The following is a 24,621-nucleotide window of genomic DNA, read 5'->3' as shown; positions in this document are numbered from 1 at the left end:
ATAGGAGAGACCAGAAATGGCTGCTGCTGCCGCTCGACCCCTCGCCAACGACAGAAAATGGCACGACCTCTATCCTGAACTCGGGACTGCGCCGGTTCCGATCGCGCCCTATGTCTCGCGAGAATACTTCGAGCGCGAGCAGGCGCTCATCTTTCGCAAAGTGTGGCTCAACGTCGCCCGCGTCGAGCAGGTCCCGAAGCCGGGCGATTACATCGTGAAAGATCTGGCCGTCTGCAACACGTCGGTTCTAATCGTGCGCGGCAAAGACGGCGTAATCCGCGCCTTTCATAACATGTGTTCGCATCGCGGTAATAAACTCGTCCCCGACGCGAGCGGCAATTGCCCCGGCCTCTTCGCCTGCAAGTTTCACGGATGGGCATTCGGGCTCGACGGTTCGTTGCGCCATATCTCCGATGAGGGGAGTTTTTTCAATCTCGATCGCGACGCGCTCGGCCTCGCACCGATCGCGGTCGATACTTGGGAGGGCTTTATTTTTATCAATATGGATCCACATCCCAGCGAGACCCTGACGGCATATCTCGGCGAGTTCGGGACTGGCCTTAGCGGCTATCCCTTCGGCGCGTTGGCCGCGACGCGTTTTGGGTGGAACGCCGAGGTGCATGCCAACTGGAAGGTCCTCAAGGACGCCTTCCAGGAGGTTTGGCACATCACTACGCTACATCGCCGATCGATCCCCAACGTCTTTTCGGACTCGGCCAACAAATACGGCCATGCGCTGGAATTCAAGCTCTTTCCACGCCACGGACGCATCTCGATGCCCGGGAATTTTGCCCGCAAACCCACGCCGGTCGAAGGCGTTGCGGCTCGCTACGGCTCGGGCGCGGTCGTCATCCGGCCGGTCGATGGCGCCGTGCCCGAAGGGCTGAATCCGACGCGCGATCCCAGTTGGTCGATCGACGGTAACGCGATCTTTCCCAATTGTCTGATGTATGTGGCGGCGCAAACCTATCTGACGCACACCTTCTGGCCGCTGACGGAGAACCGCACATTGTGGGAGGTCCGCCTCTATTATCCCAAGGCGACGACGCTCGCTCAGCGCTTCAGTCAGGAGTACAGCAAGATCATGCTGCGCGATGTGAATATGGAAGACGGCAGTACGCTCGAACGAACGCAGACGATGCTGGCGTCGGGCGCGCGAAAAGAGATCTTCCTGCAGGATCAGGAGCTGCTGATCCGGCATCATCACAAGGTCGCAGAAACCTATTTGAGCACCCCCACCGAATAAGGCTGCGTCGATTATCGCACCACCCCATAAAGACAAAAGAAAAAACGGAGCCGAGAGCGGCTCCGCTTTTCTTTCCTGCTCGCGCAGGCTCTGCATCTATTTTGCTGAATCTTCTTCGCTACATCTTCTCGGTTATATCTTGCCCATCATGATGAACGAGACGACCAGCGAGTAGAGCGTCAGCGACTCGATAAAGGCGAGACCGATGATCATTGGCACAAACAACTGATTGGTGCTGTTCGGATTACGGCCGATCGATTCCATCGCCGAAGCTCCGAGCTTGCCCTGTCCGAGACCGCAGCCCATCGCCGCGATCCCCAGACCCAGCCCGATACCCAAACCGATCAGGCCGCTGCCGTGCCCGCCCGCGGGCGCAGCGCCTTCCTGAGCCAGCGCCGCCAGCGGCGACACCATCAGCACCACCAGCGCTGTCCCAATCGTCCTCCAGAGTTTACGAATCATCCCTGCCTTCCTCCTTGTTGCCGCGCCGTCGATTCCGTCCTGGGCTATTTAACCTCGCCTCTATCATCTTCCACACTTCGGCCGGAGCGGATTGGCGGTCGCGGAGTTTAAACTTTTTGTTCTGATTTATTTTCGAATGATCTTTCGCCGAATGACCTAATGAGACTCGCCGGCCGCCATCCGCACATAGCTAATCGAAAGGATGGTGAAGACTAGCGCTTGAACTACACAGACGATCGCGCCGAGCGTATAGAAAGCGATCGGTATGACCAGGTAAGTCAGACTGGTGAAAAGACCGAGCACCTGATGGTCTGCGAACATATTTGCGAACAGACGAACACCGAGCGAAAACGGACGGAAAAGATTATCCGCGATTTCGATCGGCATCAGCAGCGGCAGCAGAAAGAGCACCGGGCCGAGAAAAGTTTTCAAATAGCCTGCGCCATGCGCCTTGAAGCCCTGGTAGAGATAGAAAAAAAAGCAGATGCCGGCGAGCGCGAAGGTCAGATCCATGTCGTTGGTTGGCGGCTCCATCCCCGGGATCAGGCCGAGGAAATTCGCGGTCAGAATAAACAGAAAAATGCTGCCGAAAAACGGCACCAGCTTGCGCGCGCCATGCAACTCGGAGACTTGCGCGACGAAGCCGTCGAGCCATTCGGCGATCACTTCGGCCACGTGGCGCAGCGTGATCCCTTCGTCGGGCAGCATCGGCTCGGGCGCTGCCGCTAACGCGCTTCGCGCAGCAAAGCCGAAAAGCAATAAGAGTCCCATCACCAGCCAGGCGCCAATGAGCACCGGCGGAAATTTCCCCAACGCGTGGGAAGCTAACTCGAAAAAATTAACCGGCCTCAAACCTTATGCTCCTCCGGAGCGCTCGCGCCTCGCCAGGAGACGCGCCCAGTTTCAATAAATATCGCCGCGAACTGAGTCAAGACGCCCAACATAAAGCCACGCAGATCAACGTGCAGGCGCGAGATTATCAGATAGGCCACGACTACGAAAAGCAGCAGTTTCATCGGAGCGATAATCGCGCCGACGGCGCCACCGCCTCCCGCGATTGCGACCATCGTTTTCCCGACCAGCACCAACAGGTAGAGATTGACGATCATCAGAACGCCGCCAACGACAGCGCCGATCGCGGCGGCCTCCGAAACAAAAACGAAAAGCGCCGCGCTCACGACAAGCGTGAGCAGCAACGCCAGCCGCTGGATTCCGGCGATCGTCGGGACGCTCCAATTCATCGCGTGCAGATCACAGGCTCTTCTGAAAATTTCGCAGCTCGACAAACAGCCGATAGAAGCCGAGGAAAACTCCGAGCAGGACTCCCGTCACCACCATCCATGGCTGAGTGCGAAAGTGCTCGTCGAGATAGTAGCCGGCGACAGCACCGCCCAATATCGGCGAGAAAAACTCGGCGCCGATACCGAGAAAGCGCCAAAGTTTCGGTCGTTCAGCCTCAGCGGGCATCATCAGCGGGTCTGCTTGAGTTCCGCCAGCGCTTCGCGCGCTGCGGCGATCGTGAGGTCGATATCATCTTCGGTGTGCGCCAGCGAAATAAACATCGCCTCGAATTGCGAGGGCGGAATATAGATTCCGCGCGCGATCATTTCACGAAAATATCGGGTGAAGGCCGCGGTATCGGCTTTGCGCGCTTCTTCCGCATTACTCACTCGTTCCACGCCAAGGAAGAGCGTCAGCAGCGAGCCTGCGCGATTGACGCATCCGCGCACTCCGGTTTCGGCCAGCGCCTTGCGGAGGCCGCGCTCGAGCCGCGCACCGGATTCTTCGAGCCGCTCGTACTGGCCGGGCTGCGCGAGGATTTTAAGTGTCTCCAAACCGGCGCGCACCGACAGCGGATTACCCGACAGCGTTCCCGCTTGGTAGACCGGACCGGTTGGGGCGAGCAGATCCATCAGCGCGGCGGGGCCGGCCACCGCGCCAATCGGCATCCCGCCGCCGATTATTTTCCCGAGCATCATCAAGTCCGGCGTGGCGCCGACCAGATCGTACGCAGCGCCGTAGTGCAGCCGGAAACCGGTGATCACTTCGTCGCAGATCAGCAGCGCGCCATGGCGATGCGCGATCGCGCCGAGCTCGCGAATGAAATCGGCGGAGGCGGGCACGACACCCATATTTGCGGCGACTGTTTCGACGATGATCGCGGCGACGCGCTTCTCATCGGCGGAAAAATAGCGCTCGACCACCGCGAGCGCGTCCCACGGCGCGACCTGGGTGAGTGCGGCGAGCGCTTCGGGCACGCCGGCGGAGTCCGGCACGCCGAGCGTCAACGCGCCGGAGCCGGCGCGCACCAGCAGCGCGTCGCTGTGGCCGTGATAGCAACCGTCAAACTTGATGAAACCGGGCCGTCCGGTAGCAGCGCGCGCGATCCGCAGCGCCGTCATGCCGGCCTCAGTGCCGGAGCTGACCAAGCGAACCTTCTCCGCGAGCGGAATTGCGGCGCCGATCATTTCGGCGAGCTCGACCTCAAGCGCGGTCGGCGCGCCGAAGGAAAAGCCAAGCCGGGCTTGCTCTGCGAGCGCACCGGCAATGGTGGGATGGGCATGGCCGAGAATAGCCGGGCCGTAAGAGCCAACATAATCGATTAGACGATTCTGGTCGGCGTCGAAGACGTAAGCGCCGCTCGCCCGCTCGATAAAGATCGGCGCGCCGCCCACTGCATTCCACGCGCGCACCGGAGAATTCACCGCGCCCGGAATTCGTCGTGCGGCCCGCGCAAAAAGCGCGCGCGAAGTTTTATCGGAATATCCTGCCATAGACGGGAAATCTGCTGCGGTCCGGTCGCGCTCTCATCAAATACTGCGACCCGCCGCGGTGCAAGCCGATCGCGCGGTTCGCTTAAAGTATCACATGCATCTTGGCTCCTGGAGCCATTGCGCGTGCGCGCGACAGCAGCGCGGTCAAACTGGAAATTTCTTTACGCCGGTCGTACACGATTTTTTTTCAACAAAGCCGCGCACTTTTAATTTTTATTGCGCGCAATTCTTGACCACGTCGCGATCCAAGAAGTATTTCATTCACCTTCACCACCAGTGGGTCGTCTTTCAGAAGCTGTTCCGGGGGGGACTGATGGGCTTCGGGGATCGAGGATGTTTCGCGGCGTTTGCTCGCCGAGGTTGCTACCTATTGCTTGCGCGCAGCCGTCCCCGGCTTCATCGCGCACCCTTCGGATGAGTTGACGGACCGTTGTCTGGTTATCCTTCAACCCTTACCGCAAAAGGGAGAAAGGGTCTTATCAACAATTGTTAATAAGTCTGTGTGTAAGTGTTCCTCGTGAATTCGATTCGGTCGCAACGGAACTCGTCGAAGGAGGTCATGGATGAACGGTGTCTGGCAAAAAGCTGGGGATCGTCTGCGGGAAGTCATGGGAAAGGTTGGCTTTGAAACCTGGATCGAGCCGCTCAAACTCATCGCGCTGGAAAGTCAAACCGCAACTATTGAAGCGCCCAATAAATTCTTCCGCGACTGGATCACCAGCCATCACATGGAGCTGCTGCGCGAGGCGATTGCCTTCGCGGCAGGTGAAGCGGTCGTGATCAAGTTGATCTCGAATGCTGCCGCAAACGGCCATAGCAACGGCAACGTCAAGAGCAACGGTAACGGCCAGAGCAACGGTAACGGCCAGAGCAACGGTAACGCCAACGGCAATCACCGCAAAGCCGCAAACAGCCGCAGTCCGACGCCAGCGCCAGCTGAGGCGCCGGAACGGCGCGGGCTCCATCCGCAACTCATCGCGCGCTACACTTTCGGCGAATTCGTGGTGGGCTCGAGCAACCAGTTCGCCCATGCCGCGGCGCTGGCCGCGGCAACTCAGCCCGGCACCAAATATAATCCGCTATTCCTCTATGGCGGTGTGGGATTGGGCAAGACCCATCTCGCAACCGCGATCGGCCACCACATCTGGGAGGCCAGTGGACGGGCGCGCAAAGTGCTCTTCATGCCCGCCGAGGTTTTTATGAACGAGCTCATCAGCTCGCTGCGCGGCGACCGAATGAGCGAGTTCAAGGAAAAGTTCCGGCGCGCCGACACTCTGATCCTCGACGACGTGCAGTTTCTGGCCGGCCGCGAGCGCACCCAGGAAGAATTCTTCCACACTTTCAATTCCTTGCACGCCGATCGCCATCAGATCGTCCTGACCTCGGACAAAGCGCCGCGAGACATCACCGGTCTGGAGGAACGGCTGCGGAACCGCTTTGAATCGGGTCTGCTGGCTGACATCGCTGCGCCGGACCTCGAAACCCGCGTCGCGATCATCCAGAAAAAAGCTACGGCCGAACGGCTTGACCTGTCGTCCGAGGTGGCGCTCTGGATCGCCCAAAACATCAGCTCCAATGTGCGCGAGCTCGAAGGCTCGCTCACCCGGTTGGTGGCGCTAGCTTCAATCGGCAATCTGCCGATCACGGTGGAGTTCGCGCGGCAGGCCCTGCGCGACATGGTGCGCACGCATGAGTTAAAGCCGGATATCGAAGTGATCCAGAAAATTGTCGCAGATTCTTTCCATATCCGGCTGGCTGATCTCAAGTCCAAAAAACGCACCCAGCATATCGCCTTTTGCCGCCAGGTCGCGATGTACCTCTGCCGCAAAATGACGGACAGCTCATTTCCCATGATTGGCGAGCACTTCTCGCGTGACCACTCGACCGTGATTCACGCGTATAATCTGATTGCACGGCGGATCGGCAATGATTCAGCGTTTCGGTTTTCGATCGAGAAAGTCGAGCGCGAACTGAAGGCGACGCACGCCAGCGCCGCGTGAATCACCTGTTGAACCTTCTGGGGAAAAGCATGGGAGAAGTCCAAGCCAATCCACAGCCGATCGCGATATGCTCACGAGCCGGTCATGAGCACGGCGCTGCGGTCACAGGATTATGCGCGAGAATTATCGTAATGGAGCGGGCGCTTGCGCGGTCTTTCAACAAATCCACAGCGCCTTCTACTTCTGTTTATTTCTTTTAATTTAATCAATTAGAAATAGAAGAGCGGGGAACGCAAACAGGAAATGGCAATGGAATTCGTCATCGAGCGGGCGTTGTTTTTGAATGGCCTCGGGATGGTTCAGGGGATCGTCGAGCGCCGCAACACGGTGCCGATACTCGGGCATGTGCTGCTCGATATAACGCGCGACCAGCTCGAGCTTTCGGCCACGGATCTCGAAGTTGGAATTCGCACGCGCCTGGAATGCGAAGCCGGCACCGAGGGCAAACTCACGCTGAACGCGCGCAAACTATTCGAGGTCGTGCGCGAGGCCAACGGCGACAAGGTCGGCCTTAAGGTGCTCGATAACGATGCGGTCGAACTCAAATGCGGGCGCGCGCGCTTCAAGATGCCGGGCTTGGATCCGCGCAGTTTTCCCGCGATGCCGGCGCAGAACGTCAAGGGTGAGGGCCCGAAAGCGCCGGCGCGGAGCGAGCTCAAGATCGATTCTGCGGTGCTGGCTGCGATGATTGATCGCACAATCTTCGCCGTTAGTCCGGATGAAGCTCGTTATAATCTGAGCGGCGTCTTTATCGAATCGCCTGAGCCCGGAGTCGTCCGGATGGTCGCGACTGACGGCCATCGGCTCTCGATGATTGATCGGGAAGTCGCCGGCTTCACGATGACGGGCGGCGCAATCATTCCGCGCAAGGGACTCGCGGAGCTGCGCAAGCTGCTGGATCAAGCGGGCGACACGGCAGCCGCACTGGTGATCGACAGCAATCTGGCTTCGCTCACGCGCGGACGGACCGAAGTCTCGATGCGGTTAGTCGAAGGCGAGTTTCCCGACTATCGCGGTGTCGTGCCCAAGGAATCGCGGTATCAGGTCGCGGTCGCGCGCGAAGCGCTACTCGGCACGATCAAGCGCGCCGCGATTTTTTCCAATGAGCGCTACCACGGCGTCAAGCTGGGCTTCTCTGCCGGGATGCTGACGGTCTCTTCAACCAGCCCGGAGACGGGTGAGGCGAGCGAGACGCTCGACATTGATTTCAACGGTGAGGAGTTTGCGGCCGGCTTCAACGGCGCCTACTTGCAACAGGTGCTGAATGTTCTGACCGACGGCGACGCGATACTCGGCATGACCGACGAGGTCAGCCCGTGCGTGATGACGAGCGACACCGACTCGAGCTTCAAGTATGTCGTGATGCCGATGCGGCTATGAGCGAATTTTATGGGGGACAAGACTGCGAGCGCGGCGGCGGACCTCGCGCGTTTCTGGCAGCGCGCGATGCGTTGCCACGAGTGTCCGTCGCTGGCGCCGTGGCGGAAGTTCCCGCCGGCAGCGCGCGGCAATCCTGATAATGGCCTGATGATTCTCGGCGAGGCGCCGGGCCGGGTCTCACTTGAAAATGGTCGGCCCTTCTCGAATCCGCGGAATCTGACAGTGCGGCGCGCCATCGCGCTCGCACTATTGCCGACGCAGCTCGAAATCGAAGACGCCTTTTATTTCAGCGACGCGGTTAAATGTTGGCCAACCTCCCCGAGCGGCGCGAATCGTTCACCGAGTAACGCTGAAACCGTGACTTGCGTGAATCGTTACCTCGCGCGCGAACTCGAGATCGTTCATCCGCGCGTGATCTTTGCCTTCGGGGTGCGCGCGGCGTCCGCCGTTCTGGGACGCTCGATCAAAATCGCCGAAGTCCACGCTTCGACGATTGCGTCTCCCGCCGGTTACCGCGTAATTCCGCTAATGCATCCCTCGTCGATCAATATCGCCGGGATGCGCCGGGTCGGAATCCGGAGCCTGGAAGATTACACCGCTCAGCTCGCGGAACTTTTTCGCCGCGAGCTGCGCGGTGCTCACTTGATACGGCGAGTGGGCGCGGCGCGAGTCGCCTCGGTCATCCCGCGGGTCACGGCGGCGGCGCCGAAGCGCGTCGTTACTTGATCGAGGGCGCGGTTTAGCCTGCTGGCTTTTGAGGCTTGGTCTTGACCTTGGCCGCGCGTCACAGACTCGTTTCCTGGAACGCAGCTCGCAGACTCGCCTGCTCGCTCCACTTCGTTCCGCTGGTTCGCCCCCTGGCGGCGATCGAAGAGCCCGAGTTGCGCCGCGTCGAGGCGTTCGAGGTTATGCGCCTGGATGCCGGCGAGTCTTATGCGATCGCGGTCATCGACGCGCTCCAGCAGCGCGATCGCAGTGCGCGCGATCGCGCCGGTATCATCGGTGGCGGCGTCGAGCGAATAGCTCCGGGTGAGACTCGGATAGCGTCCACCGCCGAGCGGCCGCGCGAGCTTGAGTTTCAGCGTGATGGTGCGCGCTTGCACCTGGTCCGCGCGCAGCCGCCGGCCCAGGGCCGCGGCATGAGCGATGAGCGTGCGTTTCAGTTCGAGCGCGTCGAGCGCCAGATCGTGCTCGAAGGTGTTCTCTTCGCCATAGGATTTGCGCTGCCAGTCGCCGACGACCGGACGCGGGTCGCGGCCGTGGGCAAGCTCGTACAAATGCGCCCCGAAAGAGCCGAGCATCGCGCGTAGCGCGGCGCTGTCGCGCGCCGCCAGATCACCGATCGTAATGATTCCCATGCGCTGCAGCCGCTCGAGCGTCACCCGCCCGACGCCCCACAGCCGCTCAACCGGCAGCGGCGTAAGGAATTCGCACAGATGCTCGGGGCCAATTGCGAGCAGGCCGTCCGGCTTGGAGAGGTCACTGAGGATTTTTGCCGCCATCTTGACCGGTGCGATTCCGACCGAAACGACCAGTCCGGTGCGTTCGAGCACGCGGCGTTTGAGCGCGCGGCCGACGTCGAGCGGAGGACCGAGCAGGCGGCGCGTGCCGCTGAGATCGAGAAACGCCTCATCCAGCGACAGCGGTTCGACCACCGGGCTAAAGCTGTCGAAGACCTCGCGCACGACGCGCGAGACCTCGGCATAACGGGTCATGCGGCCCGGCACGAAGATGCCATCGGGACAGAGCTGATGCGCCTGCGCTGTCGGCATCGCCGAGCGGACGCCGAAGCGGCGGGCTGCATAGGAGGCCGATGTGACGACGCCGCGGCGCGAGCTGCCGCCGACGATCACCGGCTTGCCGCGCAGCGCCGGGTTGTCGAGTTCCTCAACTGACGCGTAGAACGCGTCCATGTCCGCATGAGCAATGACGCGCGCCCAGCTCGCGCCATCGACATCGTCGTGGTAGTGACGGCCGGCGCTCATACTACTTTCCGGAATCGGCGAGAGACCCAATCACTATCTCCGCCGCCGCCTCGCCCTGACGCACGCAGTCGGGGATGCCGACGCCGTCCAGATAGGCGCCGGCCAAGATCAGGCCGGAGAGCCGCGCAACCCGGGCGCGAATCGAGTGGACGCGATCGAGATGACCGAGCGCGTATTGCGGCATCGAGTCGGGCCAGCGCCTGACGTGCGCGAGTAGCGGCGTCGCGGTTACTCCGAGCAGAGACTCAAACTCGGCGCGTGCAGTTGCGATCAACGCGTCGTCATCACGCGCAAGGATGGCGCTGTTGAAGGCGCCGCCGATGAAAACTCGCGCGAGGAGCTTGTCAGCGGGTGCGCGTCCGGCGAATTTGAGACTCGAAAAGCTGCCCGCAATAATGTTACGCCGCTCAGCGGCGGGCACGACAAAGCCGAAGACTGCCGGTGGCGCGGCGAAATCGCTCGCGTTAAAGGCGAGGTTCACGGTTGCGGCAGAGGCGTAGCGGATTTCATCGAGTTGCGCGCTGAGGGCCGCGTCATGCGAACGCACGAGTTTCGCTGCGGACGCAGCCGGCGTAGTGCAGATGATCGCGTCGGCATCGATTTCCGCACCCCCGGCGAGCAGGACCTTCCATCCATCGGACGGCTTCCGCGCGAGCGCGACGACGCGGCGGCCGCGCAGGACGACGTCGCCGAGGCTGGCGGCGAGCGCCTCGACCAGCGTACCGATCCCGCGGCTGAAGCTGACAAAGAGACTCCAGCGCGCGCCGCTAACCCTGCGGCTCTCCGCTTCGCGCCCGCGCGCTGCGGCGCGCAGACCCAGGATCAGGCTGCCGTAGCGCCGCTCCATTTCGACGAATCGCGGCATCGTCGCCGAGGCGCTGAGTTGTGCGGGGTCGGCAGTATAGATGCCGGCGGCGAGCGGCTGGGCGATGCGCTCGAGCACCTGGCGGCCGAGCCGACGCGTCACCAAGGCGCCGAGGCTTTCGTCGGTGGTCGCGCGCCGGCGCGGGACGAGCGGTTCGAGCAGCATGCGCAATTTACCACCGAGGCTGAAGAGCGGACTGCGCAGGATCGGAGCGAAATAAGTGGGCGCCAGCAGGCTGAAACCCGCCGGAATCTCGACCAGCCGGCCGTTGCGCACCACCAGCGTCTTGCGAAACTGTTCCTGCGTCCGCACCATCGTGCGCGTGAGGCCGAGCCGCTCAGCCAAATTCATCGCCGCCGGTTTTTCCGAAAGGAATGAATCCGCCCCGGTCTCGATGGTGAAGCCATCGGAGTAGACCGTTTCGAGTGCGCCACCCAGGCGGTTGCCGGCCTCAAGCAGGATGACTTCGACCGGCGCTTCAGATGCGCTGGCGAACTCGCGCAATCGATAAGCTGCCGCCAGCCCGGTGATCCCACCGCCGATCACGACGATTCGTCGAGACTGACCTGCCGCCATCGAGGCTAACCCGCGCCGGCCAGAGACTCGAGCGTGATTTCCACCGTCAGATCGACGAAGGCCGGATGGTCACCGACGGTCCCAGCACGTCGGATCGATACGCCCGCAGCACGCGCGGCGTCAGCCGCTTCGACATCGAGGTCATAGAGCACTTCAACGTGGTCAGAGAGAAAGCCCAACGGCATCACGATTTTGGGCCGAGCGTCGGCGACGATGACGTCGCGCACGTCAGGCTCCAGCCAAGGATCGCGCGGGGCTCCACTACGGCTCTGAAAGGCCAGTGTCCAGTGGTCGATGCCGACGGCGGCCGCGGCAAGCGCAGCGGTCTCGCGCAGTTGTTCGACGTATGGGGATGCCGCCGCCATCAAACAGGGGATACTGTGCGCGGTGAAGATCAGCTCGGCGTTGTCACGCTCGCGAGGAGCGCTCGCCGCCAGCGCTTCGCGCAGGCGATCAGCGAGTGCTTCGATAAACTGCGGACGGGTGTGCCAGGGCGTAGGATAGACGATCGTGGGGGCCGCGGCGCCGAGTGTCTCGCAAGTCGCGGCGGTTTCGCGCTGATAGCGTTCCCAGCTCGCGTCGCATCGAAAGGCCGAAAGGATGAAACCGCATGCCCGCTTCACTCCGCGATCCATCAGCGCGCGGATCGCGTCAACCATATAAGGCTCGGTGTTTCGCATTCCGATCGCGATCGGAATTTCGTTCGCTTGCCGCCGCAACGCTTCGCGCACCGCGTCTGCAAGACGCCGCGTGAGATCGTTGTAGGGCGAATATCCGCCGAAGACCTCGTAGTGGCGCGCGACCTCCTCGTAACGCTCACGCGGAACCGGCCGCCCCTGCAGCACGCGATCAAGAAACGGACGAACCTGCGCGGGTCCCTCCGGGCCGCCGAAGCCGATCAATAACAGAGCGTCGGTTGCGGATGCCTCATTCATCTCCGAGTCATGATTCATCTCCGACTCAGATCATGCACCGCGTCGATCAGAGCGATCACATTGTCCACCGGAGTTTTGGGCAGGATCCCGTGGCCGAGATTGAAGATGTGGCCGGGGCGGTTCGCCGCCTGATCGAGAATTAGTTGCGCTCGCCGGCGAATCTCCGCAGGCTCCGCGAACAATGCGACCGGATCGAGATTGCCCTGAACCGCGACGTCGGGTCCGAGCCGACGCCAGGCCTCGTCGAGATCAACGCGCCAATCGAGACCGATCACGTTGCCGCCCGCCTCTCGCATCAGCTCAAGGAGATTTCCGGTGATCGTGCCGAAGTGAATCACCGGAACCAAGCCGCGCACCGCCGCGATCACGCTATGGGTATGCGGCAGGACGAAGCGGCGGTAATCGTCGGGGCCGAGACTGCCGACCCAGCTATCGAACAACTGGATCGCGTCGGCGCCGGCGGCGATCTGCATCTTCAGGTAATCGACGGTGACGCCGGCGAGCGTGCTCATCAGGCGATGCCACGTCGCGGGCTCGCGATACATCAGGGTTTTCGTCGCCTGATACTGGCGCGACGCGCCGCCCTCGATCAGGTACGACGCGAGCGTAAAGGGGGCGCCGGCGAAACCAATTAGCGGCATACTCTCGCCGAGCTCGCGTTTGACGAGGCGGATGGCTTCGCCGACGAAGCCCAGCGACTCCTCGGCATTTACCGGCGGAATTTGTTCGAGCTGTTCGAGGCTTCGCAGCGGCCGCTCGATCACCGGGCCATCACCCGATTCGTAACTCAGCCCGACGCGCATCGGAATCAGCGGCAGCAGAATATCGGCGAAGATGATCGCGGCATCGACGCCGAGCCGCCGCGCCGCAGTCACGGTCACCTCTGTCGCCAGTTCCGGCCGCAGGCACATTTCGAGAAAGGTATTCTGGGCGCGCACCCGCCGGTATTCCGGCATGTAACGCCCGGCTTGGCGCATCAGCCAGATGGGCGTATAGGGCGCCGCCTCGCGCCGGCAGGCGCGCATAAATGGGCTGTCGGCCAAAGCGCCGCGCACGCTCGCCGGGGGCGGTATTTCATTCGACGATTCATCCACTCGACGCACAGGCTCGATTAACCCGATCGCCCCAGGCTTGGCCGCGCGGATTCCGGCGATCGCCTCCGCGGTTTCCTTCACCAGATGACCGAGCTTCGGGTGGCTCGGCTCGACATCAACTGTGATCGAGCAGGCGCGCAGTTGCTCCGAGCAGATCGGTCCGATCGAGGCGACCACGATCGCAGCCAGGCCGCGCCGCAGTTGCTCGCTCAGCCCGTCAGCCTCAGCCAACCCCATCAAGTTGGTGATCTGAATCGAACTGGTGAAGAGCGCCACGCCCGCTTCTCCCGCGACAATCGCGCGGATCGCCTCGCGCAGAGGCGCGCGATCAAGCGGCAGGGTCCAGCGGTAGACCGGGACCGCAGTGACCTCGGCGTTGCGCGCCTCGAGCCCGGCCATCAGGTCGCGGTTGGTGATGCCGTATTCCTGGATCGCGACGCGTTGGCCTGCGAGCGTGATATTGCAATCGAGCGCGTCGAGAATCTCGCGCCAGGTGTTGGGCTCAGCGACGGCGAGGCTGGGTTCGAGCCCGACGGCGCGCAGGGCGGCGACCGGCTTGGGCCCGCGTGCAACCGTCAGCGTACGCGACAATGCGGCAACCAGCTCGACGCGCGGATGGCGCGTCTCCATCGCGCGGAACAGTTCGCGCACGCCGACCCCGGTCAGAAAGACGACGACCGGGTATTCACCCGCGAGCAGATGCGCGGCGAAGTCGAGCGCTGCGCGATTCTCCTCGAGCGGCGCTTCGCGCATCGCCGGCGCAATCAGGGCGCGTCCGCCGAAGCGTTCGATCAGCCGGGCGGTCTCCGCCGCCATCCGGCTCTCGAACGCGACCACCGTCACGCCGCCGAAGTCGGCGCGCCCGCGGTTACCCGCCGATGCGTTTGCATCCATCAATTCTTTCGTTCGCGCCGATTTCTCTTCCGATAAGTCTATCAGTCCGTTGCGAAAGTTCTTATGGCCGGCGCGACTCCGCTGCGGTTGATGTGGACGCTTTTGCCAGAGTTCCCGTAGCTGTGTTATGACTTCGGCCGTTATGAACGAATCCGCAGTCATCATTGAACGCGACGACAGCATCGAAACCGGGGCGTTGAACCCGGAAAGACGAGTCAGAATACAGCCTGCACAGGCTCCACTCGCGCTAGGCCGCAGGTATCTCCTACTTCTGTTCCTTTTCTTAGCGGGGTGTTCTGCCCACAGTCCGTTTATTCTCAAAACTACGACTGATTCGACTCCCGTCCAAACCTCTTACCCACCCAGCCAGGAAAAGGTCTTTGTTACGAAACAGTCACTCCCCGCGAGCGTGGCCTTTGTTAAAGTTTCTACTATTGATGTAGGGAAGGTCTGGTACGGGTCGGCCGATGGAGCGTTGGTCGCGATGGCAGACCGCGCACGAGAATTAGGAGCGAACGCGATCATTGAGACGAAAACCTGGCATCAACCTGCGGGGTGGGCATGGTCTGCGCCTCAGGGTTCTGGGCTGGCTGTGCGGGTCACGGACATAAAATCACTGGAACCACTAGGCATCAAGGGAGAATGGTATTAGCAGAGCCTTTTCGGCCGCCATCGGATTTTCGAACGCGACGATTAGGATTCCGCCGAAGCAATGCTTGCCGTCGGCATCGTTCGCTTCCGTCTGACGCACTCTAACGCTTTTGCCAGAGTTCCCATAGCTGTGTTACGACTTCGGCCATGAGTAACGCCGAAGTCGTAGTTCTGATTGATAAGCAGGATGGCATCGCCACCGTCACCCTCAACCGCCCGGAGAAGCTCAACGCCCTGAACCGCGAAATGCGCAAAGCCTTCTGCCAGGCGATGCAGGAGCTGCGCAGCGATCCCGAGGTCCGCGTCGTGATCATCACCGGGGCGGGCCGCGCCTTCTGCGTCGGGCTTGATCTGCGCGAGCTCGGCACCTCGCAGGGCGGCATCCGCGACGAGGGCAAAGTCAGCTTTATCTCCGTGATCGACGACATGGAAGTTCCGGTAATCGCCGCGGTCAATGGCTTCTCGATCACCGGGGGCTTCGAGCTCGCGCTGGCCTGCGATCTGATCGTCGCGGCTGAGACGGCGCAGTTCGCCGATACCCACGCGCGGGTCGGCGTGATGCCGGGGGGCGGGATGTCGGCGCGGCTGCCGCGCGCGGTCGGAATTCGCAAGGCGAAAGAGCTGTCGCTGACCGGCAACTATCTGTCGGCGCGCGAAGCGGAGCGGATGGGCTTGGTTAACCACGTGGTTCGGGCGAACGAGCTGATGGCGACGGCGCGCGAGCTCGCGAGGCAAATCGCCGGCGCGAATCAGAAAATCGTTCGCCAGATGAAACAGCTCTACGAGCGCACGACCCGCACTTCGCTGCAGGAGGCTCTGCAGATCGAGCAGGAGGCTTTCAGCGCTTTCAACCGCGCCGCTGATCTCGGCGAGCTCGGCGGCGCTCGTGAATCGGTGATGCAGCGGGGCCGCGCACAAGCGGCCAAGAATTAGCGCCGCTGCGCCACCCGGAGATTGCATGAAAGATTTGAGGATGGTTTTGATTGCCGGCCTGATTGTCGGCGTGAGCCTGTTTTTTCTGAGCGCGCCGCACCTCGCGATTGCGGACAAAGTCGTCCACGAGCACGCGCTCGCGCCAGCCGACATTCCCGCATATATCACCGCCGCGGTGAGCTCACCGGATCGGCCCGCGGCCGATAAGGAGCGCGATGCGTCGCGGCAGCCGGCGCAGGTGATGGCCTTCTTCGGAGTCAAGCCGGGGATGCATGTGGCGGACCTGTGGGCCGCCAGCGGCTATACGACGGAGTTGCTGGCGCGCATCGTCGGCCCGGCGGGGCGGGTCTATTCACAGAACCCGGCCTTCGGCGCCAAATTCAAGGACGCCGAAAAAGCCTGGGAAGCGCGAATGAAAGAACCCGGCATGGCGAATCTAATCGAGGTACCGAGAGCCTTCGATGATCCCGCATTTCTGCCGGCGTCGCCCGGTACGCTCGATCTGGTGATCGTTAATCTCAACTATCACGACATGGTGGACCGGAAATTTGATCGTACGAACATCAACGAGGCAGTGTTCAAGGCGCTCAAGCCCGGCGGGGTTTATGCGATCGTGGATAACAGCGCGCAGCCGGGATCGGGCGCGCGGGACGCCGGCACTCTTCATCGCATCGACGAGCAGTTCGAGATCAAAGAGATCAGCGACGCGGGCTTTCGGCTGGCGGCCGATTCCGACATTTTCCGCAACCCCAAGGATAACCGCACCCTGCCGTTCTGGAAGATGAATCATCAGCAGGACCGCTTTATGCTCAAATTCGTCAAACCGCGCTAGCGGAGCGCGGCCGCCGCGCGGAGCGAGCAGGCGAGTCTGCGAGCTGCGTCAAGATTCTTGATTAGTGGAGTGTGAACCGCCGAATGCGCTGACATCGAGACGACGAATAAACAATAGATTCGCGGACTGACTAACTGGACTAGGTAATCACGATGAAAATAGGATTGCTAACTGTTGGGATTGGCCGAGCCGCGCGCCCGGCGACGCTGCGTATGCTCGGCGAAACTTGCGAGCGCCTGGGCTTCGGTACGCTCTGGTCCGCCGAGCACGTAGTACTCTTCGACAAATATACTGAGACGAAATACCCCTATTCCGACGACGGCGCTTTCGGCGCTCCCAGCACAGTCGATTGGACGGATCCCTTCATCGGCTTGACCTACGTCGCGGCGCTTACGCAGCGTATCCGGCTCGCCACCGGGATCTGCCTGGTGCCCGAGCATAATCCGCTGATCCTCGCCAAGGTCGTCGCCAGCCTCGATTACTTGAGTGGTGGCCGCTTCGCCTTGGGGGTTGGCGTCGGCTGGTCGTCGGAAGAGTTCGCGGCCCTGGGGATCCCCTTCGAGCGGCGCGCGCAGCGGACCCGCGAGTATATCGACGTAATGCGCAAGCTGTGGGGCGAAGAAAAGGCCAGCTTCAGCGGCGAATTCGTGAATTTCAAAGATGCGCGGAGTTTTCCGAAGCCGGCCCAAGGGGCGAACATTCCGATCATCTTCGGCGGCGAGAGCGGTCCGGCGTTGCGCCGCGTCGCCGACTACGGCACCGGATGGTTCGGCTTCAATCTCAATCCCGAACAGGCAGCGGCGAAAATCGCCCGCTTGAAGGAACTCCTGCGCGAGCGTAATCGCGATCCGCACAGCGTCGAGCTGATCGTCTCGCCCTATTTGCAACCGGTCACGCGCGAGGACCTGGCCGGTTACCACGAGGCTGGGGTAAGCGAAATTGTGCTGCTCTGTCCGCCACCCGAAAACGACGCCGAGTTGCCGCCGATCCTGGAAAAGCTTGGCCGTGAATGGGTCGAGCCGGCGGCGCGGCTGGCGTAACGCGGCGCGAAGCCGGCTTAACGAGGTGGCGTCATGAAGATCGGCATTAGCGGAATCGGGATGGGCAAGGGCGCGCGCCCACGCACGCTTCAGACGGCGGCCGAGCACGCCGAACGGCTCGGCTTCGCGACGCTCTGGGCGCCCGAACACGTCGTCCTGTTTGACCGTTACGATTCGACCTACCCCTATTCCACCGATGGGCAGTTTCTGGCCGCGGGCACGACCGATCTTCTCGACCCGTTCGTCGCGCTGACCTATGCCGCCGCGCGCACCAGCCGCATCCGGCTGGCAACCGGCATTTGCCTGGTGCCGCAGCGAAATCCGTTGATCCTGGCCAAGGTAATCGCGAGTCTCGACCGTCTCAGCGAGGGACGCTTCGCGCTGGGCGTGGGCGTTGGCTGGTCGGCGGAGGAGTTCGCCGCGTTGGGGGTGAGCTTCGCGCGGCGCGGCCAGCGGACGTGCGAATACATCGAAGCGATGCGCCGCCTATGGGGCGACGAGCAATCCACCTTCAGCGGCGAGTTCGCCAATTTCAAAGATGCGCGCAGCTTCCCGAAGCCGGGGCGCGGCGCGCGGCTGCCGATCATTTTTGGCGGCGAAAGTCTGCCGGCGCTGCGGCGCGTCGCGCGCTACGGCGACGGCTGGTTCAGCGTCAATCTGAGCGATGCGCAGCTCGCCGAAAAACTCGCCCGCCTCGACGCCTTGCTGGTTGAAAACGGTCGCACCCGCGACGCGATTGAGATCATCGTTTCCCCCTATCAGCAAGCCGTCACGCCCGATCGTCTACGGCGCTACCGCGACCTTGGCGTCAGCGAGGTCATCCCCTTTGTGCGGATGCCCTCCGATGAGGCGCAAATCCCGGCGCATCTCGAGCATCTCGCCCGCGAGTGGGTCGAGCCGGCCGCGCGGCTCTAACTGCCGGTGCGGGTCACGCCGCCGCGAGAATCTCTTTCGCGCGTTGCAAGTCGGCGGCGATCTGCGTTGCGAGCTCCTGGCCCGACGCGAACTTTTTTTCAGGGCGAATCCGCTCGATGAGTTCGAGCTTGACCTCTTGCCCATAGAGGTCGCGGTCGAAGTCGAAGATGTGGGCCTCGAAGCTGCGCTCCGGCTCGGCGAAAGTCGGCCGCATCCCGATATTCGTGATCGACGGATAAGCGCCGTCGGCCAGCACGATGCGCGTTGCATAGACACCATCGGGCGGCAGGCACTCGGTGCGCGGCTGCACGTTGGCCGTCGGAAAGCCGATCGTGCGTCCGCGCTCGCGTCCATGCACCACCGGACCGCTGAGGAAGTGATACCGTCCGAGCATCGCGGCGGCCCGCCGCAGTTCGCCCGCGCTAATCGCCTCGCGCACGCCGGTGGAACTCACCTCGGCGTCGCCGAGAGCGATTGGCCCGACAACTATCGTTTCGAAGCTCAATTCCCGCCCGAGCGCCTCCATCACCGTGGCGTTGCCCGCGCGATTATGCCCAAAGCTGACGTTGTGGCCGACCACGATCGCACGCACGCCGATACGCTCGCGCAAGTAGCGCTGCGCAAACTCGTGCGGATCGAGCCGGCTCAGCGCCAGCGTGAATTCGAGCACGATCACGCCGTCGAGCCCGGACGAGCGCAAAAGTTCCGCCTTATCTTCGGGCGTCAGAATCAAGCGCGGCGCGCGCTTCGGCGCGAGCACCTTGGCGGGCAGCGGATCGAAGGTCAGCGCGAAAGCGGCCCCTCCAAGCTGACGAGCGTGCTCGATCGCGGTTTTGAGAATCGCGCGATGACCAATGTGGACGCCGTCGAAATTGCCCAGCGCCACCACCGGCGCCGGCGGCCGCCCCAAGTCGTCAAGATTGCGGATTATTCGCATCGGCTACAGCTAAGACGACAGCGACGCCATCAGCGGCCCCGCGGCCGTCGCCTCGGGCGTGTCGGGATGATCGTCGACGAGTTTGCGCAGGGTCAGCCGCGCGTCGATGGGATCGTTGGTTTTGAGAAAGGCCTGGGCCTCGCACCACAGCGCCGCGCTGGCGTAGCGACCCTCGGGAAAGCGCATCGTCAAGTCGGCGAACTGCAGGATTGAGCGGTCGAATTGTCCGAGTTCAAACAGCGCGTTGCCGGAAAAGTATTCTGCCGGCTCGCTGAGCGCGGACTTGGGATAGCGGCGTTGCAGATCCTGAAACTTGCCGAGCGCAGCCTGATACTTGCCGGCTTTCATCGCGAGTAACCCGGCGCGATACTGCCTGGCGCCGGCGTCGGTTTGCGCGGCGGCAAGCTCCGACGTGGCCGCCTGTTGCCAAGTCATCGGCGCGGCGGTTGGCGCTGCGGGACCAGGCGGGGGCGCATTCGAGGGCGTGGACGCAGTGGCGTCTGGCGGCAGGGCTCCCTCATTGCCCGGCGTCGGCTCGGCGCCGGGACTCGCCTCGGCGCCGGGGCTCGACGCTGCGCCAGGCGCGGTGGGCGACGCTGCCGAGACGCTCTGCCCCTGTTCGAGTTTCTTTACGCGCTCCTGCAGAGCCGCAAAGTCGTTGCTCTGGCCGCCACCCTGTTGCAGCTGGGCGATCTTGTCGTCGTCCTGCGTGAGCTTTTCCTTTAACGCATCGATCTGCTGACGATCGTCCGCGACCATCTGGCGCAGCGATTGTTCACCGTTTTGCAACTGGTCGACGTCACCGCTCGGCGCGCAGCCCGCCAGCGCGAGCACCCCGGTTATCATCAGAGCCGCGGTCAGCATCAGAGCCGCTTGCGGCAATCTCATTGCGGGCCCCCCGCGCTCTGAGAGACCGCAAAATGATCGCGGCGGTTCTGCGCCCAGCACTCGTCGGTCTCTTCGGCGCACAAGGGCAGCTCTTTACCGTAACTGATGGTCGAGAGGCGGCTCGCGTCGACGCCCAAAGTCTGGAGATAATCCTTGGCCGCCTGCGCGCGCTTGGCGCCCAGCGCGAGGTTGTATTCCTCTGATCCGCGATCGTCGCAATGGCCTTCGATCTGCGCGTGCGTTGTCGGGTTTTTCTGTAACCAGTCCGCATTGGTCTTCAGAATCTCGCCGTCCTGCGCGCGCACCGTCGAATCGTTATAGTCAAAATGGATATCCGTCAGCGGACCCTGATTGCCCGCGCCCAGCGTGCCCTTTTGGAGCTGGCTGAGCGAGTCGCTGCTCGAGACACTCGACTGGCCAAGTCCGTTTTGCCCTTCGCCGGGACCACCCGCGCCCTCCGGCTTCTTCGACGAGCAGCCCGCGCCGGCCAATGCGACGATCGCGAGCGTCGCAACGACCGCGATGCGCCAGTCCGCCGCCTTAGCCACCGATCCACCACGACCAAGAGGGATTCGTATCATTGCCGTCTCCTTCGGTTAGCGACCCGGTGATTTTTCCGTCCGCCGCAAGCATCATATAGATTCGTGAGCGGCCGCCGCGCCGCGAGCTGAAGGCCAGATAACGCCCGTCCGGGGACCATGAGGGACCCTCGTTCGAGCCTTCGCTGGTCAATTGCCGCGCCGCTCCGCCACCCACTCCGATTACCATGATCTGAAAAATTCCGCCGCCGGTCCGCGTCTCATAGGCGATCTTTTTGCAATCGGGCGAAAAAGCTGGCGCGGTGTTGTAGTCGCCCTTGAAGGTAACCCGTTGCGGCGTGCCGCCATCGAGCCCCATCACGTAAATCTGTGGAGTGCCGGCGCGGTCTGAGGTAAAGACCAACTGACTTCCGCCGCTGCACACCGACGGACTGACGTTGATCGCGTGATCATCGGTCAGCCGGCTGATCTCCGCGCCGCCGCCGTCAAGCAGTTCGAGATTGGTCGCGCCGCCGCGCGAGAATGCCCCCACGATCCGATCGTCCGGCGTCAGTGCGCCGCCGACCGCCATGCCCATCGCTGACTGAATGCGCGTTTCGACGCGTTGGTTGGTGTCGGCCAGGTAGAGGCTTGGGCTCATCGACTTGTACGATAGATAGAGTAAATGACTGCCGCTCTTGTCGAAACTTGGAAACAGATTGATCGTCGGATTATCGGTTACGCGAAAGTTCTCGCCGGCGCCATCGAGCCACTGCGTATAGACTTCCTTGAAGCGCCCGCCGTGAGTTGAGACGAAGGCGAGGCGGCTCGCGAAGGGCCCGCGGGTCCCGGTGACAGATTCCATCACGGCGTCGGCGAAGCGCCGCGCCATCTCACCGACTTCGTTGGGCGCGCCGGTGTACTTTTCCCCCATCATCCGCCGCTGCTGCCCGACGTCGAATAACAGCGCTTCGATCAGCACCTGCCCGCCGTCGCGTTTGGCGCTGCCCTTGACCAGAAACTCGGCGTTGATTGAGCTCCAATCGGCGAAATTGAATTCACCGAGGTTGTAGCCCGAGGCTTGCGCATCTTCGACATAGGCTTGGGGACTGATCAGGCGGAAATAGCCGGACAGCTTGAGGTCGCGATCGAGCGTTGCGGCGAAAACCTCAGAGACCCGATGATCGTCGTCGCCGCCGATATTCTTGAGTGCCGAGACCGCGATCGGCGCGACCTGCTCAGCGCCGACGATCTGAATCGGCGGCAAGGTTGACGGTGCGCTGGTCAGGGGTTGCGCCCACGTCACCGATGCGCCAGCCACCGTCATAAGCAGCGCCGCCAGCGCGCTTGATACCATTCTCATTGCTGCTGTCACCGTTGCAATTAAACGTCGAGCGCGCAGTCTAGTTTCCGGCATTCGTGAGATTGGCCAGCTTGAAGATCGCTGGCACGCCGTCGAGAAACTGGGCCTGGTACTTATCCGGCGGCGGCGCGAAGGGCGCTGCCCGTCGGATCGCGCGGACTACCGAATCGTCAAACGCCGGATCGTGCGAGCTCGAGGTTACCTTGACCGAATTCAGCGATCCATCCGGATTGATGCCAAAAGTTACCGTGGCCGTCAGATCGGGATCGCTCCCCCCGGCGAAGCTCCAGGCGTCCTTTATCCGTTTCTGCACCTCCTGATAGTAGAGCAGAAACCCCGCATCCTGTTGAATCCCAGCGCTGCCGCTGCCGGGACCAACGCCGTAGCCTTTACCCTCCCACGCGCGGTTCGCGACGACTGGACCGCCGCGCTCTGCCGCATCGATTCCTTTGGGGGTGGTTTCTTCGCGACTGGCCTTGGGCCGCCGGGACTCCTCTGCGAGGAGTTGGGCGCGCACCTTGGCAAGTTGTTGCCGGACGCTCGGCGTCGGCGCGGCCTTTGCCACGACCACCGGTGATGGCGTTGGCGGTGGCGCGGGCCGCCGACGCCTGGCGCGTCGCGGTGTTGGGGTCGTGGTCGGCGTCGGCGCGACGGTGATCGGATGCGCCTTGCGAGGCCGCGGTGTTGGCGCGATCGTCGCGCGCGGCGTCGGACGCGAAGTTGGGCGCGGACTCGGGGTTGCTCGCGGCGTTGGCGTCGGCGTCACATGGATAGTGTTCAATGCGATCGCCTCCTTATCGCGATCCTCGGGCGGCGGCGTCGCCGCGGCTTCCGGCGCCTGACTCGCGCGTGCGGCCGGCGCCGGCTTCTCGCTCTCGCTGAGGCGCGGCAGATGAGTCCCAAGATCGCCCGCCGGCATCGAATCGACAATCTTGACCGTGTAGGCTGCCGGCGGCTGAGGCGCCCGCCAGATGCGCGGAATTATCACCAGCATGAGCACGATCAGCGCCGCATGACCGAGCGCGGAAACTACCATCGCCAGCGTATAGCCGCGCCACGAGGGCCGGCCGGTGTTGCCGCGATCGTTCGGCGAGGCCATCAGCGGACGCCCGGCGCGGACCGACCAAAATCTCCCGCACCGTGAGAAGAATCAGCCGCCTTTGCCCGACGCGCTCGCGGCCTCATTCGGCATCTCCGTCACCATCCCCACATTTTCGATTCCCGCCGCCTTGATTGCCGCCATCATCTTGATCACTTCGCCATAAGGGACCTGGTCGTCGGCGCGAATAAAAATCTGCCGATCCGGCCGTTCGTGTCCGATCGCCATCAATTTCTCCGTCAGCGTTTCGACGCTCATCGGCGCGTCGTTCAGGTAGATCTGTCGCGCCCGCGTGATTGAGACGATGAACTGCTCGTCCTTGCCCGGCAGAGCGGCAGCTTTGACCCTCGGCAGGCTGACCTGCACGCCCTGCTGGATGATCGGCGCGGTCACCATGAAGATGATCAGCAGCACCAGCATGACGTCGACCAGCGGCGTCACGTTGATTTGCGAGACCAGCATCCCGCGCGGCCCAGACTCTGTCGCCACTATGGGTTCCTCGCCGGGCGGAGCGTCGAGTTTCTCACGACAGGAAGTGACGTTCCGCGATATTCAGGAATTCAGAAATGAAATTATCCATCTCGACCGCCAGTACGCGCACTCGCGTCGTCAGGAAATTGTAGAACATCTGCGCCGGGATCGCCGCGACGAGTCCGACCGCGGTCGTGATCAACGCCTCCGCGATACCCGGCGCGACCGCCTGAATATTCGACGTATGAGCCGCCGACAGCCCAATAAACGCTGTCATTATTCCCCATACCGTGCCGAACAACCCGATAAATGGCGAGGTCGACCCGGTCGTCGCCAGAAACGGAATCCCTTGCTCAAGCTTGGTCAGTTCGATATTCGACTGCCGCTTCATCGAGCGCGTGACGTTTTCGACCCCGCCCAGGTCGGTCGAGAAGCCGCTCTCTGCGCCGACCGCCTGACGCTTCGCCCGCGTGAGTTGGAGCAATTCCTGATAGCCCGCGCGGAACACCTGCGCGACCGGACTATTCCCCAGGCCCACGCTCGCCGTATGAATTGCCGCGAGATTTTTCGATTCCCAGAAGATCGCGATAAAGCGTTCGGATTGCCGGCGCGCCCGCGAAATCTGCACGAACTTATAGATGATAATGCCCCAGCTACCGACCGAAAAAGCCACCAGCGTCCACAGCACTACCTGGACCACTGGCCCGGTGCCGAAGACCAAATCCATAACGCCGAGGCCGCCCGCGCCGTTCATCCGCTCTTC

The 24,621-nt window shown here is 62.5% G+C and carries 24 protein-coding genes; 8 read left to right on the top strand and 16 right to left on the bottom strand.

Features of this window, described 5'->3' with window-relative positions:
* Positions 1-16 precede the first annotated feature (16 nt).
* Positions 17-1,246: an aromatic ring-hydroxylating dioxygenase subunit alpha gene (locus VKS22_04530; GenBank protein HLW69871.1), complete on the top strand. Its 1,230-nt coding sequence runs from the start codon at positions 17-19 to the stop codon at positions 1,244-1,246.
* Between the two features lie 132 nt (positions 1,247-1,378).
* On the opposite strand, the gene VKS22_04525 is transcribed toward VKS22_04530, so the two are convergent.
* The 5 genes from VKS22_04525 to hemL form a co-directional block, all read right to left on the bottom strand.
* Positions 1,379-1,708 (bottom strand): ATP synthase F0 subunit C, encoded by a 330-nt coding sequence (locus VKS22_04525; GenBank protein HLW69870.1) that lies wholly within the window; start codon positions 1,706-1,708, stop codon positions 1,379-1,381.
* A 156-nt stretch (positions 1,709-1,864) separates the two neighbouring features.
* The gene (atpB, locus tag VKS22_04520) at positions 1,865-2,479 is read right to left on the bottom strand and encodes a F0F1 ATP synthase subunit A (protein HLW69869.1); all 615 of its coding nucleotides are present in this window, start codon (positions 2,477-2,479) and stop codon (positions 1,865-1,867) included.
* Positions 2,480-2,556: 77 nt separating this feature from the next.
* A complete protein-coding gene (locus VKS22_04515) occupies positions 2,557-2,949 on the bottom strand; it encodes a hypothetical protein (protein HLW69868.1) in 393 nt (130 codons plus the stop codon).
* A 10-nt stretch (positions 2,950-2,959) separates the two neighbouring features.
* A complete protein-coding gene (locus VKS22_04510; protein ID HLW69867.1) occupies positions 2,960-3,178 on the bottom strand; it encodes an AtpZ/AtpI family protein in 219 nt (72 codons plus the stop codon).
* Complete coding sequence (gene hemL, locus VKS22_04505) at positions 3,178-4,482, bottom strand: glutamate-1-semialdehyde 2,1-aminomutase (protein ID HLW69866.1); 1,305 nt, start codon at positions 4,480-4,482, stop codon at positions 3,178-3,180. The genes VKS22_04510 and hemL overlap by 1 nt, the downstream gene beginning before the upstream one ends.
* 563 nt (positions 4,483-5,045) lie before the next feature.
* Between hemL and dnaA the strand changes: the two genes are divergently transcribed.
* From dnaA to VKS22_04490, 3 genes are all read left to right on the top strand, one after another.
* Positions 5,046-6,482, top strand: coding sequence for a chromosomal replication initiator protein DnaA (dnaA, locus tag VKS22_04500; protein ID HLW69865.1), 1,437 nt, complete (start codon positions 5,046-5,048; stop codon positions 6,480-6,482).
* A gap of 249 nt (positions 6,483-6,731) precedes the next feature.
* On the top strand, positions 6,732-7,862 hold the full coding sequence (dnaN, locus tag VKS22_04495) for a DNA polymerase III subunit beta (protein ID HLW69864.1): 1,131 nt from the start codon (positions 6,732-6,734) through the stop codon (positions 7,860-7,862).
* 9 nt (positions 7,863-7,871) lie between these two features.
* Positions 7,872-8,588 carry a uracil-DNA glycosylase family protein gene (locus VKS22_04490; protein ID HLW69863.1) on the top strand — a complete coding sequence of 239 codons (717 nt, stop codon included), beginning with the start codon at positions 7,872-7,874 and terminating at the stop codon, positions 8,586-8,588.
* Here VKS22_04490 and dinB read toward each other — a convergent pair.
* From dinB to hemE, 4 genes are read right to left on the bottom strand one after another with little or no spacing between them, the layout of a single operon-like run.
* Positions 8,501-9,847, bottom strand: a complete 1,347-nt coding sequence (dinB, locus tag VKS22_04485; GenBank protein ID HLW69862.1) for a DNA polymerase IV — start codon at positions 9,845-9,847, stop codon at positions 8,501-8,503. The genes VKS22_04490 and dinB overlap by 88 nt on opposite strands.
* A gap of 1 nt (position 9,848) precedes the next feature.
* The gene (gene hemG / locus VKS22_04480) at positions 9,849-11,288 is read right to left on the bottom strand and encodes a protoporphyrinogen oxidase (protein HLW69861.1); all 1,440 of its coding nucleotides are present in this window, start codon (positions 11,286-11,288) and stop codon (positions 9,849-9,851) included.
* 5 nt (positions 11,289-11,293) lie between these two features.
* Entirely contained in the window at positions 11,294-12,241 is a 948-nt protein-coding gene (gene hemH / locus VKS22_04475; protein HLW69860.1) for a ferrochelatase, read from the bottom strand.
* Positions 12,238-14,211, bottom strand: coding sequence for a uroporphyrinogen decarboxylase (hemE, locus tag VKS22_04470; protein ID HLW69859.1), 1,974 nt, complete (start codon positions 14,209-14,211; stop codon positions 12,238-12,240). The genes hemH and hemE overlap by 4 nt, the downstream gene beginning before the upstream one ends.
* Positions 14,212-15,009: 798 nt before the next feature.
* Between hemE and VKS22_04465 the strand changes: the two genes are divergently transcribed.
* The 4 genes from VKS22_04465 to VKS22_04450 all read left to right on the top strand — a co-directional run bounded on the left by VKS22_04465 (position 15,010) and on the right by VKS22_04450 (position 18,582).
* A complete protein-coding gene (locus VKS22_04465; protein HLW69858.1) occupies positions 15,010-15,795 on the top strand; it encodes an enoyl-CoA hydratase in 786 nt (261 codons plus the stop codon).
* A gap of 25 nt (positions 15,796-15,820) precedes the next feature.
* A complete protein-coding gene (locus tag VKS22_04460) occupies positions 15,821-16,627 on the top strand; it encodes a hypothetical protein (GenBank protein HLW69857.1) in 807 nt (268 codons plus the stop codon).
* Positions 16,628-16,779: 152 nt separating this feature from the next.
* Entirely contained in the window at positions 16,780-17,667 is an 888-nt protein-coding gene (locus tag VKS22_04455; GenBank protein HLW69856.1) for an LLM class F420-dependent oxidoreductase, read from the top strand.
* 33 nt (positions 17,668-17,700) lie between these two features.
* Positions 17,701-18,582: an LLM class F420-dependent oxidoreductase gene (locus tag VKS22_04450; GenBank protein ID HLW69855.1), complete on the top strand. Its 882-nt coding sequence runs from the start codon at positions 17,701-17,703 to the stop codon at positions 18,580-18,582.
* A 13-nt stretch (positions 18,583-18,595) separates the two neighbouring features.
* Here VKS22_04450 and VKS22_04445 read toward each other — a convergent pair whose 3' ends face one another.
* Genes VKS22_04445 through VKS22_04415 form a run of 7 tightly spaced genes read right to left on the bottom strand, consistent with a single transcriptional unit; the run spans position 18,596 to position 24,612 of the window.
* Complete coding sequence (locus VKS22_04445; GenBank protein HLW69854.1) at positions 18,596-19,519, bottom strand: bifunctional riboflavin kinase/FAD synthetase; 924 nt, start codon at positions 19,517-19,519, stop codon at positions 18,596-18,598.
* Positions 19,520-19,528: 9 nt separating this feature from the next.
* Positions 19,529-20,407: a tetratricopeptide repeat protein gene (locus VKS22_04440; protein ID HLW69853.1), complete on the bottom strand. Its 879-nt coding sequence runs from the start codon at positions 20,405-20,407 to the stop codon at positions 19,529-19,531.
* Positions 20,404-20,955, bottom strand: a complete 552-nt coding sequence (pal, locus tag VKS22_04435) for a peptidoglycan-associated lipoprotein Pal (protein HLW69852.1) — start codon at positions 20,953-20,955, stop codon at positions 20,404-20,406. Before pal ends, VKS22_04440 begins: the two co-directional genes overlap by 4 nt.
* Positions 20,948-22,288, bottom strand: a complete 1,341-nt coding sequence (locus tag VKS22_04430; protein ID HLW69851.1) for a hypothetical protein — start codon at positions 22,286-22,288, stop codon at positions 20,948-20,950. The genes pal and VKS22_04430 overlap by 8 nt, the downstream gene beginning before the upstream one ends.
* A gap of 40 nt (positions 22,289-22,328) precedes the next feature.
* Positions 22,329-23,387 carry a cell envelope integrity protein TolA gene (locus VKS22_04425; GenBank protein ID HLW69850.1) on the bottom strand — a complete coding sequence of 353 codons (1,059 nt, stop codon included), beginning with the start codon at positions 23,385-23,387 and terminating at the stop codon, positions 22,329-22,331.
* A 51-nt stretch (positions 23,388-23,438) separates the two neighbouring features.
* The gene (tolR, locus tag VKS22_04420; GenBank protein HLW69849.1) at positions 23,439-23,876 is read right to left on the bottom strand and encodes a protein TolR; all 438 of its coding nucleotides are present in this window, start codon (positions 23,874-23,876) and stop codon (positions 23,439-23,441) included.
* Between the two features lie 34 nt (positions 23,877-23,910).
* Positions 23,911-24,612 (bottom strand): MotA/TolQ/ExbB proton channel family protein, encoded by a 702-nt coding sequence (locus VKS22_04415; GenBank protein ID HLW69848.1) that lies wholly within the window; start codon positions 24,610-24,612, stop codon positions 23,911-23,913.
* Positions 24,613-24,621: the final 9 nt, after the last annotated feature.

Source organism: Candidatus Binataceae bacterium (assembly GCA_035308025.1).
Taxonomy (GTDB): Bacteria; Desulfobacterota; Binatia; order Binatales; family Binataceae; genus JAJPHI01.
This window is presented reverse-complemented; position numbering and strand designations above follow the sequence as displayed.